A 13550-nucleotide genomic window follows, 5' to 3' on the forward strand; every position below is an offset into this window, starting at 1 on the left:
AACATCCTAACATTTTCTGAAAGGATAGTTTCACGTGGTCGCGCGCTGTGTCAAGATCAATGCATGCTCTTGTCATCCTGGCCACGGCGATCCCGCTTATTGGTTTGCGCCATTGGGATTAACCCGTCTGGATTGTATGGTGCGGCCGCGCGCAGGATGGGCGGAAACGGTGCGGGATGCGGACATGTCGATGAGAAGGGCCGAGCGTCTGAACCGGTTGCAGTCCGCGCTGGATACTGGCGGCTATCTCCGGCTGAAGGATGCGGCGCGGCTGCTGGACGTTTCCGAAATGACGGTGCGGCGCGACATCGCGTCTTGCGGCGGGCGGTTTGCCTATCTCGGCGGCTACATCGCCGGCGGGCTGGAGAGCGCCGGCGGCATGGGCTACATCCTGGACCGCGAGCGGGACGCCCATATCGAGATGAAGCGGGCCGCCTGCGAGGCGGCGGCGACCCTGCTGAAGCCGGGTGAGACGGTGTTCATCGACTGCGGCACCACCACCACCCATCTGGCCAGCCGCATCCCGGCCGACAGCCAGATCACCGTGGTCTGCTACGCGATGAACATCGCGGAGATCGTCTGCAAGAAGCCGGGCGTGCGCGTGGTCATGCTGGGCGGGCTCTATCACGCCTCCTCGGCGTCCTTTTCCAGTCCGGAGTCGCTGGAGATGCTACGCGGCATCGGCATCAACACCGCCTTCATCTCGGCCGGCGGCGTGCATGAGTCGCTGGGGATCAGCTGCTCCAACTTCCACGAGGTCGAGATCAAGCAGACCGCCATCGCCAACGCCGTGACCAAGGCGCTGGTGATCGACAGCAGCAAGTTCGATCAGGTCAAGCCGGCCTTCTTCGCCAAGCTCGACAGCTTCGGTTTCCTGTGCTGCGACAACGGGCTGGACAGTGTGCGGGCCGAGCGGTTGACCGCTGCCGGGGTGCACATCGTGCTGACATGACGCCTGGGTTCAGGTGCCGAGCACCAGCGCCCGATGGCTGGCCTGGATGCTGTCGATGATCGCCTGCCCGCGTTCCAGCAGATAGCTGCGCAACTGCGCATGCACCGGCAGCAGCGGCAGGCTGCGGCGGTGGGCGATGTACCAGGACCGCATCAAAGGCAGCCCTTCCACCTTCAATTCCCGCAGCATCCCCAGCGCCAGTTCCAAATCCACGGTGTGGCGGGACAGCAGGGCGACGCCGATGCCGGCCATGACCGCCTGCTTGATCGTCTCGTTGCTGCTGGAGGTCATGACGATGTGGGGGGTGAAGCCGCGGCCATTGAAGTAGGCGTCGGTCAGCGCCCGCGTGCCGGCGCCTTCCTCCCGGGCGATGAAGCCGCTGCCGGCCAGATCGGACAGGCGCAGGGCCGGGGCATCGGCCAGTGGATGGGTCGGCGCACAGATGATGATGCTGGGATGGCGGGCGAAGGGCTCGGCCAGCAACTCCTCCCCGTCCAGCGGGCGGCCCATGATGGCGAGGTCGACCTCGCCCTTGGCGACCATCGCATTCACCTCCCGCCGATTGCCGTCCTGGAGGTGGATCGACACGCCCGGCCGCTCCGCCTGGAAGCGGGAGACCATGTGCGGGGCGATGTATTTGGCGGTGCTGACCAGTCCGATGGTGACGTTGCCGCCGGTCACCCCCTTCAGCGCCTGCATCCGCCGGTCGGCATTGTCCAGCGCCTGGAGGATCAGCGTCGCATGTTCCAGCAGGTCGCGCCCGGCCTCCGTCAGGACGACGCGCCGGCCCACCCGCTCGAACAGCGGAAAACCGCAATGGCCCTCCACCTGCTTGATCTGGAACGAGACCGCGCCGGGGGTCAGGCCGAACTGCTCTGCCACCCGTGCGAAAGACAGGCTGCGGGCAGCGGCGGTGAAGATCTGAAGCTGGCGCAGGGTGGCGTGCTGGATGGTCATCGGCCGGCCCATTCATCAGGGATCCCTAGCCATATTATGCTGTGTATTTGAATTTTCCTCAACAGTACGTGCGGCTAACATTTTCATCGAACGAACCGAACGCCACCGGCGAGGTGAAGACGATGAATTACGTATCGACGACGCTCCCCAGCAGCCAGGAAGCCAGCAACGGGGTGGTGAGCGACCCCAAGGCCCGCTACCGGCCGGGCGTGCTGAAATACCGGCAGATGGGCTATTGGGAACCGGATTACGAACCGAAGGACACCGACGTGCTCGCTGTCTTCCGCATCACACCGCAGGACGGCGTCGATCCGGAGGAAGCGGCGGCGGCGGTCGCCGGTGAAAGCTCCACCGCCACCTGGACCGTGGTGTGGACCGACCGCCTGACCGACTGCGAGCGTTATCGCGCCAAGGCCTTCCGCGTCGATCCGGTGCCGGGCACGCCCGGCCAGTATTTCGCCTACATCGCCTATGAACTCGACCTGTTCGAGGAAGGGTCAATCGCCAACCTCACCGCGTCCATCATCGGTAACGTCTTCGGCTTCAAGCCTTTGAAGGGGCTGCGGCTGGAGGACATGCGGATCCCCGTCGCCTATCTGAAGACCTTCCAGGGGCCGGCGACCGGCATCGTGGTGGAGCGCGAGCGGCTCAATAATTTCGGCCGGCCGCTGCTGGGCGCCACCATGAAACCGAAGCTGGGTCTTTCCGGCCGCAACTATGGCCGCGTGGTGTACGAGGCGCTGAAAGGCGGGCTCGACTTCACCAAGGACGACGAGAACATCAACTCGCAGCCCTTCATGCATTGGCGCGACCGCTTCCTCTACTGCATGGAGGGGGTGAACCGCGCCACCGCCGAGACTGGAGAGATCAAGGGCACCTACCTGAACGTCACCGCCGCCACCATGGAGGACATGTACGAGCGGGCCGAGTTCGCCAAGGAGCTGGGCAGCGTCATCATCATGATCGATCTGGTGATCGGCTACACCGCCATCCAGTCGATGGCGAAGTGGGCGCGGCGCAACGACATGATCCTGCACCTGCACCGCGCCGGCCATTCCACCTACACCCGGCAGAAGAGCCACGGCGTGTCCTTCCGCGTGATCGCCAAGTGGATGCGCATGGCCGGCGTCGACCACATCCATGCCGGCACCGTCGTCGGCAAGCTGGAGGGCGATCCCAACGTCATCCGCGGCATCTACGACACCTGCCGCGAGACCCACGTCCCGCAGAACCTGCAGCACGGCATCTTCTTCGACCAACCCTGGGCCGGGCTGAAGCGGATGATGCCGGTGGCGTCCGGCGGCATCCATGCCGGACAGATGCACCAGTTGCTGACATACCTGGGCGAGGACGTGATCCTGCAGTTCGGCGGCGGCACCATCGGCCACCCCGACGGTATCCAGGCGGGCGCCACCGCCAACCGCGTCGCGCTGGAAACCATGGTCAAGGCTCGCAATGAAGGGCGCGACATCTGGAACGAGGGGCCGGAGATCCTGCGCGACGCCGCCCGCTGGTGCACACCGCTGCGCGCGGCGCTCGACACCTGGAAGGACGTCACCTTCGACTATGCCTCCACCGACAGCGTCGATTACGTCCCCACCCCCACCGCGGCGATGTGAAGGAGCGATTCCCATGCATTTGACCCAGGGCCAATTCTCCTTCCTGCCGGACCTGACGGACGAGGAGATCACGAAACAGGTGCAATATGCCCTCGACCAGGGCTGGGCGGTGGCGGTGGAGTTCACCGACGACCCGCACCCGCGCAACAGCTATTGGACGATGTGGGGCAACCCCATGTTCGACCTGCGCGACGCCAAGGGCGTGATGATGGAGATCGATGCCTGCCGCACCGCCCATCCCGACCAGTATGTGAAGGTCCTTGCCTTCGACAGCTCGCACGGCTTCGAGACGGTGCGCATGTCCTACCTGGTCAACCGTCCGGCCGTGGAGCCCGGTTTCGAGCTGCTGCGTGCCGAGGGGCCGGGGCGGCGCATCGGCTATACGGTGCGTAGCTATGCCACCGGCCGCCCGTCCGGCGAACGATATGGCGGGGAGACCCGTCATGGAACGTGAACCGGGGGAACGTGAGCTGGGACATGGATACCTTCTCGCCCCCTCGATCCTGTCCGCCGACTTCGCGCGGTTGGGCGAGGAGGTGGAGCGGGTGGTGGAGGCCGGCTGCGAGGTCGTCCATGTCGACGTGATGGACAACCACTACGTCCCCAACCTGACCATCGGTCCGCTGGTCTGCGCCGCGATCCGCCCCCGCACCCGCGCAATCATCGACGTTCACCTGATGGTGCGCCCGGTCGATGCGCTGGTGCCGCTGTTCGCCAACGCCGGCGCCGACATCATCAGCTTCCACCCGGAGGCGTCCGACCACCCCGACCGCACTCTGGCGCTGATCCGCGAGCAGGGCTGCCGTGCCGGGCTGGCGCTGAACCCGGCCACGCCTCTGGCGCATCTGGACCATGTGATGGACCGGCTGGACCTGATCGTCGTCATGTCGGTCAATCCCGGCTTTGGCGGCCAGTCCTTTATCCCCTCCGCCTTCGACAAGATCGCCGAGGTTCGCCACCGCATCGATCGCCACCGTGAGCGCACCGGCCGCGACATCCGGCTGGAGGTGGACGGCGGCATCAAGCCCGACAACATCCGCGCCGTCGCCGCCGCCGGAGCCGACGTCTTCGTTGCCGGTTCGGCAATCTTCGGGGCGGCGGACGCCGACGGCGGCTATCGCGGCGTGGTAGGGCGCATGCGGGCCGCCCTGATGACCGAACCGGAATGGAGGGCGGCATGAGCGAAGCAGCCGACCTTCTCGATCTGGAGACATGTGACCGCCCGGCCGATGCCCCCTCCGTCGATCTCGACGCGCTTTACCGCGACTCCGGCATCGGCGAGATGCTGGCGGGGATGGACCGCGAGCTGGTCGGGCTGACGCCGGTGAAGACCCGCATCCGCGAGATCGCCGCCCTGCTGCTGGTGGAACGCGCCCGCCGCAGCATCGGTCTTCGGGCGGAGCCGCCATCGCTGCACATGTGCTTCACCGGCAATCCCGGCACCGGCAAGACCACGGTCGCGCGGCGGATGGCCGGGCTTCTTCATGGGCTGGGTTACATCCGTCGCGATCATGTGGTCAGCGTCACCCGCGACGATCTGGTCGGCCAGTATATCGGCCACACCGCACCCAAGACGAAGGAGGTGCTGAAGCGCGCCATGGGCGGCGTGCTGTTCATCGACGAGGCCTATTACCTCTACCGGCCGGAGAACGAGCGCGACTATGGCCAGGAAGCCATCGAAATCCTGCTCCAGGTGATGGAGGACAACCGCGATGACCTCGTGGTGATCCTCGCCGGCTATCGTGACCGCATGGACACCTTCTTCCGCTCCAACCCCGGCATGGCGTCGCGCATCGCCCACCATGTCGATTTCCCCGACTATGAAGCGGATGAACTGCTGGAGATCGCCCGGCTGATGACAGCCGGCATGCAGTACCGTTTTGCGCCGGAGGCGGAACGGGCGATGGGCGACTACATCCGCTGCCGCATGGCGCAGCCGCGCTTCGCCAACGCCCGCTCCATCCGCAATGCGCTCGACCGCGCCCGCCTGCGTCAGGCCAACCGCCTGTTCGAGGCGCGCAGCAGCGTCATCGGCGCCGCCGACCTGCTGACCATCGCCGAGGAGGACATCCGCCAAAGCCGCGTCTTCACACAATAGGCCGGCAACAAGCCGGCCGCACATAACACCGAGAGAGGGGGAACCGATGCCGCACCGTCACACGACCTTCAGCAAATTCATCATCGAGGACCAGCGCCGCCGCGGCGGGGCCGACACCGACCTGACCGCGCTGCTCAACGACGTGCAGACCGCGTGCAAGTTCATCGCCAGCGCCGCCGCCCGCGGGTCGCTGCAGCCTGCCGCTGGCCAGCCTGCCGCCCCGGCTCCGGAACCCGGCGTCAACGTCCATGGCGAGACGCAGAAGCCGCTGGACCTGATCGCCAACGAGATCATGCTGCGCACCTGCGAATATGGCGGCAAGCTCTGCGGCATGGCGTCGGAGGAGATGGAGGAGCCCTACCGCATCCCCCGCGAATATCCGCGCGGCCGCTATCTGCTGGCCTTCGACCCGCTGGACGGTTCGTCGAATGTGGACGTCAACCTGACGGTTGGCACCATCTTCTCCATCCTCAAGGCGCCCGACGGCGTGGAGGAGCCGGAGGTGGAGCATTTCCTCCAGCCCGGCACCCAGCAGGTGGCGGCGGGTTTCGCCCTCTACGGTCCGGCCGACATGATCATCGCCACCTTCGGCGAAGGCGTGCACGGCTTTACGCTGGACCGCGAGATCGGCGCCTACACCCTGACCCATCCGAATATGCGCATTCCCGATAATGTTTGCGAATTTGCCATCAACAGCTCCAACGCCCGCTTCTGGGAACCGCCGGTGCGCCAATATGTCGAGGAATGCATCAAGGGCAGCTCCGGCCCGCGCGAGGCGGATTTCAACATGCGCTGGATCGCGTCGCTGGTGGCGGAGGTCTACCGCATCCTGATCCGCGGCGGCGTCTTCCTCTATCCGCGCGATGCCCGTCCCACCCACAAGCCGGGACGGCTGCGGCTTCTCTACGAGGCGAACCCCATTGCCATGCTGGTGGAACAGGCGGGCGGGGCGGCCAGCACCGGACGGCAGCGCATCCTCGACATCAAGCCGATGGCCCTGCACCAGCGCGTGCCGGTGATCCTGGGGTCGAAGGCGGAGGTGGAGCGGCTGGTCGCCTATCACGCCGCCTACGACCGGGGGGAGGAACTGTCCTTTCATGCGCCGCTGTTCGGCAGCCGGTCGCTGTTCCTGGCGCCTGAGTCCGCGGCACTTGGTTGAGGGAGGAACACACCATGTCGGCCCGTCATCCGATCATCGTCGTCACCGGCTCCTCCGGCGCCGGGACCACCACCGTCACCCGCACCTTCCAGCAGATCTTCCGCCGGGAGGGCGTTTCCGCCGCCATCGTCGAGGGCGACAGCTTCCACCGCTACGACCGGCGTGAGATGCGCGCCAAGGTCGCCGAGGCGCAGGAGGAGCCCCATTCCACCTTCAGCCATTTCGGACCCGACGCCAACCTGTTCGAGGAGTTGGACGACCTGTTCCGCAGCTATGGCGAGACCGGCGGCGGCCGGACCCGCAAGTACCTGCATGACGAGAAGGAGGCCGAACCCTATGGCCAGGAGCCCGGCACCTTCACGCCATGGGAGGAGATCGAACCCGGCACCGATCTGCTGTTCTACGAGGGCTTGCACGGCTGCGTTCGCACCGACCGCGTCGACCTCGCCCGTCACGCCGACCTGAAGATCGGCGTGGTTCCCATCGTCAACCTCGAATGGATCCAGAAGATCCACCGCGACCGCAACATGCGGGGCTATTCGGAAGAAGCCATCGTCGACACCATCCTGCGGCGCATGCCCGACTACGTGAAATACATCTGCCCGCAATTCAGCTGCACTGACGTGAATTTTCAGCGTGTTCCCACGGTGGACACCAGCAATCCCTTCATCGCCCGCGACATCCCGACGTCGGATGAGAGCATGCTGGTCATCCGCTTCACCCGGCCGAAGGGCATCGACTTCCCCTATCTGCTGTCGATGCTGAAGGACAGCTTCATGACCCGGCCCAACACCATCGTCTGTCCGGGCGACAAGATGGCGCTGGCGATGCAGCTCATCTTCACGCCGATGATCTGGCAACTCGCCGACCGCAAGAAGAAGGCGTTCTGAAGGGCGCCGGAAAGCCGATACCGGGGAGGACACCAGCCATGACTGCGTCGATGACCGCGGCCCAAGAGGTCCGCGAACAGGACCGGCTTGCCATGCCGCCAGCCGATATTCCCGATGAGAGTCCAGACAACGGCTCCGGCCGCCGTATGCTGGCGAACGCGCTGCGCATGCTCGCCATCGACGCGGTGGAGGCTGCGAACTCCGGCCATCCCGGCATGCCGATGGGCATGGCCGACATCGCCGAGGCGCTGTGGCACCGTCATCTGCGCCACAATCCGGCCGACCCGCGCTGGCCCGACCGCGACCGTTTCGTGCTGTCGAACGGGCACGGCTCCATGTTGCTCTACGCGCTGCTTCACCTGACCGGATACGATCTGCCGATGGAGGAACTGCGGCGTTTCCGGCAGCTCGGTTCGCGCACGCCGGGCCATCCGGAGTATGGGGTCACACCGGGGGTGGAGACGACCACCGGGCCGCTGGGGCAGGGCCTTGCGAACGCCGTCGGCATGGCCTTGACCGAACGGCTGCTGGGGGCGGAGTTCAACCGGCCTGGGCACCGGATCATCGATCACCGGACCTTCTGCTTCGTCGGCGACGGCTGCCTGATGGAGGGGATCAGCCACGAGGCCTGCTCGCTGGCCGGCACGCTGGGACTGGAAAAGCTGGTGGTCTTCTATGACGACAACGGTATTTCCATCGACGGCCCCGTCACCGGCTGGTTCGCCGACGACACGCCGCGGCGGTTCGAGGCCTATGGCTGGCGCGTGATCCGCGAGGTCGACGGCCACGATTCCAACGCACTCGACGCCGCCATCGACGAGGCGCTGACTTCCTGCGGCAAGCCGATATTGGTCTGTTGCCGGACGGTGATCGGCCACGGCTCCCCCACCCGTGCCGGGTCGGCCGATGTGCATGGCGCACCGCTCGGCGCCGGAGAGGTCGCGGCAACCAGGGCCGCGCTCGGCTGGACCTTTCCGCCCTTCGAACTGCCGGACGAGGTACGCGCCGGCTGGGACGCCCGGCGGCGCGGTGCCGCGGCGCAGGCCGATTGGCAGGCCCGCTTCGACGCCTATGCCGACGCCCACCCAGAGGCTGCGGCCGAGTTCCTGCGGCGCATGCGTGGCGAGCTGCCGGAGGGATTCGCCGGAGCGGCCGATGCCTGGATCGCCGCGGTTGCGGAGCGGGCGGAGCCGATGGCGACGCGCAAGGCGTCCCAGCAGGCCATCCAGGTGCTGGCCGGCCTGCTGCCCGAACTGCTGGGTGGATCGGCGGATCTGACCGGCTCCACCCTCACCGACTGGCCGGGCGGCGCCGGTCGCCATCTCCATTACGGCGTGCGGGAGTTCGGCATGGCCGCGGTGATGAACGGCATGGCGCTGCATGGTGGCGTCATTCCCTTCGGCGGCACCTTCCTGGTCTTTTCCGACTATGCCCGCAACGGCCTGCGCCTGTCGGCGCTGATGGGGCTGCGCGTTGTCTATGTCTTCACCCATGACAGCATCGGCCTGGGCGAGGACGGCCCGACCCACCAGCCGGTCGAGCATGCAGCCAGCCTGCGCCTGATGCCGAACCTCGATGTCTGGCGCCCCTGCGACGCCTTGGAGACCGCCATCGCCTGGCGGGCAGCGGTCGAACGGGCGGACGGGCCGACCGCCCTGCTGCTGTCGCGCCAGACCCTGCCGGCCCAAGGAGCTGGCCAATCCGGCACGGACCGGATTCATGACGCGGCCCGCGGCGGCTATGTGCTGGCCGATGGCGGACGGCCCGATGTGGTGCTGATCGCCACCGGATCGGAGGTGCCAATAGCGATGGAGGCACGGCGTCTTCTCGCCGGCCGCGGCATCGCCGCCCGGGTCGTCTCCATGCCCTGCTGCGAGATCTTTGACCTGCAGGACGAAGCATGGCGCAGCAGCGTGCTGCCGGACGGCGTTCCCCGGCTGGCGGTGGAGGCCGGGGCGACCGGGCTGTGGCGCGCCACTGTCGGGCTGGACGGCGACGTGGTCGGCCTCGACCGCTACGGCGAATCCGCCCCCGCCGGCGACCTCTACCGCCACTTCGGCATCACTGCGGAGGCGGTCGCCGACCGCGCCCAACGCCTCTGCTCCCCCCAGTTCTGAACCGGAGACTTCCTGCGATGGCCCTGATCTCCCTCCGACAGCTCCTCGACCATGCGGCCGAGCATGGCTATGGCGTGCCGGCTTTCAACATCAACAATATGGAACAGATCCAGGCGATCATGCAGGCGGCGGACGACTGCGCCAGCCCGGTGATCCTGCAGGCGTCCGCCGGCGCGCGCAAATATGCCGGCGAGCCGTTCCTGCGCCATATGGTGCAGGCGGCGGTGGAGATGTGGCCGCACATCCCCATCTGCCTGCACCAGGACCATGGCGCCAGCCCGGCCGTCTGTCAGCAGGCGATCCGCTCCGGCTTCACTAGCGTGATGATGGACGGTTCGCTGCTGGACGACATGAAGACGCCGGCAAGCTACGACTACAACATCCGCGTCACCCGGCAGGTGGTGGAGCAGGCGCACGCCGTCGGCGTTTCGGTGGAGGGCGAGCTGGGTTGCCTCGGCTCGCTGGAGACCGGCCAAGCGGGGGAGGAGGACGGCTCCGGCGCGGTCGGGACGCTGTCGCGCGACCAACTGTTGACCGACCCGGAGCAGGCTGCGGATTTCGTGGCGCGGACGGGGGTGGACGCGCTCGCCATCGCCATCGGCACCAGCCATGGCGCCTACAAGTTCAGCCGCCGCCCGGATGGCGAGGTGCTGGCGATCGACCGCATCCGCGCCATCCACCACCGCATCCCCGACATCCATCTGGTGATGCACGGATCGTCCAGCGTGCCGCAGGAGTGGCTGGAGATCATCCGCGCCCATGGCGGCAGCATCCGCGAAACCTACGGCGTTCCGGTCGAGGAGATTCGCGAGGGCATCCGCAACGGCGTGCGCAAGGTCAACATCGACACCGACATCCGCCTCGCCATGAGCGGCAGCCTGCGCCGCGCGATGATGACGCGGCCCGAGGAGTTCGACCCGCGCAAATTCCTGGCCGAGGCGACCAAGGCCGCCCGCACCCTCTGCCGCGAGCGGTTCGAGGCCTTCGGGACCGCCGGGCAGGCGGAGCGGATCGTCCCGCTTCCGCTGGAACGCATGGCCGCCCGCGCCGCGGCACTGGAGTTCGCGGCGATGGAGCGGCGATCCCCGGCGTTGATGGCCTCCGGCTGACGGAGGGGACGTTGGGCAAGCCGGCACCGGTGATCTTCGATCTCGATGGAACGCTGATCGACAGCGCGCCGCATCTGGGCCACGCCCTCAACCGCCTGCTCGCCGAACGGGGCCGACCGGCGGTGACCGGGGAGATGCTGCGCAGCTTCATCGGCGACGGTCCCCGGCCGCTGGTGGAGCGCGGCTTCGCCGCCACCGGCCGGGCGCTGCCGGCGGCCGAGGTCGGTCCGGCCTTCGCCCGCTTCCTCGACCTCTACGCCGCACTTCCCGCCGATCCTGGCAGCATCTATCCCGGCGTGCCTCAGACGTTGGCGCGGCTGGCCGACGCCGGCCACTCCATCGGCCTGTGCACCAACAAACCCCAGGCGATCGCCCGCAGCCTGCTGGCCGAACTGGGGCTTCTGCCGTTCTTCGGCGCCATCGTCGGCGGCGACAGCCTGCCCCAGCGCAAACCGGCCCCGGAACCCCTGCTGGCGGTGCTGGCTGCGCTGAACGGACCGACCACTGGCGCCCCGACCTCTGCCGCTGTGATGGTGGGTGACGGTCCCAATGACGTGGCCGCCGCCCGCGCCGCCGGGGTCGCCTCCATCCTCGTTTCCTATGGGTACGCCCGCGGCAACCCGGCCGATCTTCCCGCCGACCGCTTGATCCATCGCTTTACCGACCTTCCGGACGCGCTGGAGGCCGTCCGCCGAAATCTTCCCGACAACCCATCCGACATTCCCATCCGGTCGCTGCCGAACATGATTTAGAATGCTGACATTCAGCAGCAGATGCGTTATCGTGGCATCTGGTATACGAGACACCAGGAACTTGGGATCGCGACAACCAGAAGCGCGGACCATCCAGCAGAGGCCAGAACCGCCGTGACCGCATTCCCACCGATCATCAGCGCGACGCCGCCCGGCGGCGTTCCTGCCCGCAGCATCCATCCCGGCTCCGGCCGCCGCAAGACGCGCGACCAGCAGAAGGGACGTCAGGTCGATCCCGTCAGTTTGGAGGAGGTGCGGGCGCTTCTCGGCGACCGCTCCCGTCAGGCCGACCTGCTGATCGAACATCTCCACCTGCTGCAGGACCATTACGGCTGCCTGCATGCCCGTCACCTCGCCGCCTTGGCGAAGGAGATGCGGCTGGCGCTGGTCGAGGTGTTCGAGGTGGCGTCCTTCTACGCCCATTTCGACATCGTGATGGACGGCGAGCCTGCACCGCCGAAGCTCACCATCCGCGTCTGCGACTCGCTGAGCTGCGCGCTCGCCGGGGCTGAGCAGCTTCACGAGGCGCTGAAGGCCGGCGTCGACGAGAGCGAGGTCCGCGTCGTCCGCGCGCCCTGCATGGGCGGCTGCAACAACGCGCCCGTCGTGGCGATCGGTCATGCCCCGCACGAGAACGCGACGGTCGAAAGCGTGCTCGACGCCGTCGCCCACGGCCATACCCACCCCGACATCCCCAACTATCTGGGCTTCGACGAGTATATCCGCGGCGGCGGCTACAAGATGCTGGCCGAATGCCTGGACGGCGCGCGCGACGTCGATGCCGTGCTGAAGATGCTGGAGGATTCCAGCATTCGCGGCCTGGGCGGCGCCGGCTTCCCCACCGGCCTGAAATGGCGCTATGTCCGGGCGGAGCCGGGGCCGCGCATGATGGCGATCAACGGCGACGAGGGCGAGCCCGGCACCTTCAAGGACCGCTTCCATCTGGAGCGCGACCCGCACCGCTTCCTGGAAGGGATGCTGATCGGCGCCTGGACGGTCGAGGCGACGGACGTCTACATCTATCTGCGCGACGAATACCCGCAATGCCGGGAAATCCTGCTGCGCGAGATCCCGAAGGTCGAGGCCGCCGGCCTGGCCCGCCATACTCGCATCCATCTGCGGCGCGGCGCCGGCGCCTATATCTGCGGCGAGGAATCGGCGATGCTGGAAAGCATCGAGGGCAAGCGCGGCCTGCCCCGGCACAAGCCGCCCTTCCCCTCGGTGGTCGGCCTGTTCGGCCGCCCGACCCTGATCAACAACATCGAGACGGTGTTCTGGGTCCGCGAGATCCTGGAGAAGGGCGGGTCTTGGTTCGCCAGCCACGGAGCGAACGGGCGCAAGGGACTGCGCACCTTCTCGGTCTCCGGACGGGTGAAGGAGCCGGGGGTCAAGCTGGCCCCGGCCGGCATCACGCTGCTGGAACTGATCGAGCAGTATTGCGGCGGCATGGCCGACGGCCACACGCTGAAGGGCTATCTGCCCGGCGGCCCATCGGGCGGCATCCTGCCGGCGTCGATGGCGAACATCCCGCTCGATTTCGGCACGCTGGAACCGCACGGTTCCTTTATCGGCTCGGCCGCCGTCGTCGTGCTGTCCGACAAGGACAACATGCGCGACGTGGCGCTCAACCTGCTGAAATTCTTCGAGGATGAGAGCTGCGGCCAGTGCACCCCCTGCCGGGTCGGCACCGAGAAGGCCGTGCGCCTGATCAGCGAGCCGGAATGGGACGAGGAATTGCTGGCGGCGCTCGCCACCGTGATGGGCGATGCCTCGATCTGTGGCCTGGGGCAGGCGGCAATGAATCCGATCAAGCTGGTGATGAAGCATTTCCGTGAAGACTTCGTGTCGCGCCAGGGCACTGCCCAGGGCGCAACCGGGTCGCAGGGGTAAGGAGACC

12 protein-coding genes are annotated in these 13550 nt (G+C 67.1%); 11 read left to right on the plus strand and 1 reads right to left on the minus strand.

Going from position 1 to position 13550, the window contains the following annotated elements:
* The first annotated feature begins 184 nt into the window (after window positions 1–184).
* Window positions 185–952 (plus strand): DeoR/GlpR family DNA-binding transcription regulator, encoded by a 768-nt coding sequence (locus tag ACCD06_RS29815; RefSeq protein ID WP_413345643.1) that lies wholly within the window; start codon window positions 185–187, stop codon window positions 950–952.
* A 9-nt stretch (window positions 953–961) separates the two neighbouring features.
* On the opposite strand, the gene ACCD06_RS29820 is transcribed toward ACCD06_RS29815, so the two are convergent.
* Window positions 962–1909: a LysR family transcriptional regulator gene (locus tag ACCD06_RS29820; RefSeq protein ID WP_247874484.1), complete on the minus strand. Its 948-nt coding sequence runs from the start codon at window positions 1907–1909 to the stop codon at window positions 962–964.
* 122 nt (window positions 1910–2031) lie between these two features.
* Between ACCD06_RS29820 and ACCD06_RS29825 the strand changes: the two genes are divergently transcribed.
* From ACCD06_RS29825 to ACCD06_RS29870, 10 genes are all read left to right on the plus strand, one after another.
* Entirely contained in the window at window positions 2032–3528 is a 1497-nt protein-coding gene (locus tag ACCD06_RS29825; protein ID WP_109075792.1) for a form I ribulose bisphosphate carboxylase large subunit, read from the plus strand.
* A gap of 13 nt (window positions 3529–3541) precedes the next feature.
* The gene (locus ACCD06_RS29830; RefSeq protein ID WP_109075791.1) at window positions 3542–3982 is read left to right on the plus strand and encodes a ribulose bisphosphate carboxylase small subunit; all 441 of its coding nucleotides are present in this window, start codon (window positions 3542–3544) and stop codon (window positions 3980–3982) included.
* On the plus strand, window positions 3972–4709 hold the full coding sequence (gene rpe / locus ACCD06_RS29835; RefSeq protein WP_109075790.1) for a ribulose-phosphate 3-epimerase: 738 nt from the start codon (window positions 3972–3974) through the stop codon (window positions 4707–4709). Before ACCD06_RS29830 ends, rpe begins: the two co-directional genes overlap by 11 nt.
* Window positions 4706–5626 carry a CbbX protein gene (cbbX, locus tag ACCD06_RS29840; protein ID WP_413345646.1) on the plus strand — a complete coding sequence of 307 codons (921 nt, stop codon included), beginning with the start codon at window positions 4706–4708 and terminating at the stop codon, window positions 5624–5626. The genes rpe and cbbX overlap by 4 nt, the downstream gene beginning before the upstream one ends.
* A gap of 46 nt (window positions 5627–5672) precedes the next feature.
* Window positions 5673–6785, plus strand: a complete 1113-nt coding sequence (locus ACCD06_RS29845; RefSeq protein WP_109075788.1) for a class 1 fructose-bisphosphatase — start codon at window positions 5673–5675, stop codon at window positions 6783–6785.
* Between the two features lie 14 nt (window positions 6786–6799).
* A complete protein-coding gene (locus tag ACCD06_RS29850; RefSeq protein WP_413345648.1) occupies window positions 6800–7675 on the plus strand; it encodes a phosphoribulokinase in 876 nt (291 codons plus the stop codon).
* A 38-nt stretch (window positions 7676–7713) separates the two neighbouring features.
* Window positions 7714–9792 (plus strand): transketolase, encoded by a 2079-nt coding sequence (gene tkt / locus ACCD06_RS29855; protein WP_413345650.1) that lies wholly within the window; start codon window positions 7714–7716, stop codon window positions 9790–9792.
* A 17-nt stretch (window positions 9793–9809) separates the two neighbouring features.
* Window positions 9810–10901, plus strand: a complete 1092-nt coding sequence (fba, locus tag ACCD06_RS29860) for a class II fructose-bisphosphate aldolase (RefSeq protein ID WP_109075786.1) — start codon at window positions 9810–9812, stop codon at window positions 10899–10901.
* A gap of 11 nt (window positions 10902–10912) precedes the next feature.
* Window positions 10913–11653 (plus strand): phosphoglycolate phosphatase, encoded by a 741-nt coding sequence (gene gph, locus ACCD06_RS29865; protein WP_109075785.1) that lies wholly within the window; start codon window positions 10913–10915, stop codon window positions 11651–11653.
* 114 nt (window positions 11654–11767) lie between these two features.
* Entirely contained in the window at window positions 11768–13543 is a 1776-nt protein-coding gene (locus ACCD06_RS29870; protein ID WP_247871347.1) for an NAD(P)H-dependent oxidoreductase subunit E, read from the plus strand.
* The last annotated feature ends 7 nt before the right edge of the window (window positions 13544–13550 follow it).

Origin of the sequence: Azospirillum sp. CT11-132 (genome assembly GCF_047302835.1) — a bacterium.
Classification (GTDB): Bacteria; Pseudomonadota; Alphaproteobacteria; order Azospirillales; family Azospirillaceae; genus Azospirillum.

Coding starts and splice junctions, on each gene's coding strand:
- ACCD06_RS29845 (WP_109075788.1), top strand. CDS start 5,673: ATGCCGCACCGTCACACGACCTTCAGCAAATTCATCATCGAGGACCAG.
- ACCD06_RS29850 (WP_413345648.1), top strand. CDS start 6,800: ATGTCGGCCCGTCATCCGATCATCGTCGTCACCGGCTCCTCCGGCGCC.
- ACCD06_RS29820 (WP_247874484.1), bottom strand. CDS start 1,909: ATGACCATCCAGCACGCCACCCTGCGCCAGCTTCAGATCTTCACCGCC.
- ACCD06_RS29825 (WP_109075792.1), top strand. CDS start 2,032: ATGAATTACGTATCGACGACGCTCCCCAGCAGCCAGGAAGCCAGCAAC.
- ACCD06_RS29830 (WP_109075791.1), top strand. CDS start 3,542: ATGCATTTGACCCAGGGCCAATTCTCCTTCCTGCCGGACCTGACGGAC.
- tkt (WP_413345650.1), top strand. CDS start 7,714: ATGACTGCGTCGATGACCGCGGCCCAAGAGGTCCGCGAACAGGACCGG.
- fba (WP_109075786.1), top strand. CDS start 9,810: ATGGCCCTGATCTCCCTCCGACAGCTCCTCGACCATGCGGCCGAGCAT.
- cbbX (WP_413345646.1), top strand. CDS start 4,706: ATGAGCGAAGCAGCCGACCTTCTCGATCTGGAGACATGTGACCGCCCG.
- rpe (WP_109075790.1), top strand. CDS start 3,972: ATGGAACGTGAACCGGGGGAACGTGAGCTGGGACATGGATACCTTCTC.
- ACCD06_RS29815 (WP_413345643.1), top strand. CDS start 185: ATGTCGATGAGAAGGGCCGAGCGTCTGAACCGGTTGCAGTCCGCGCTG.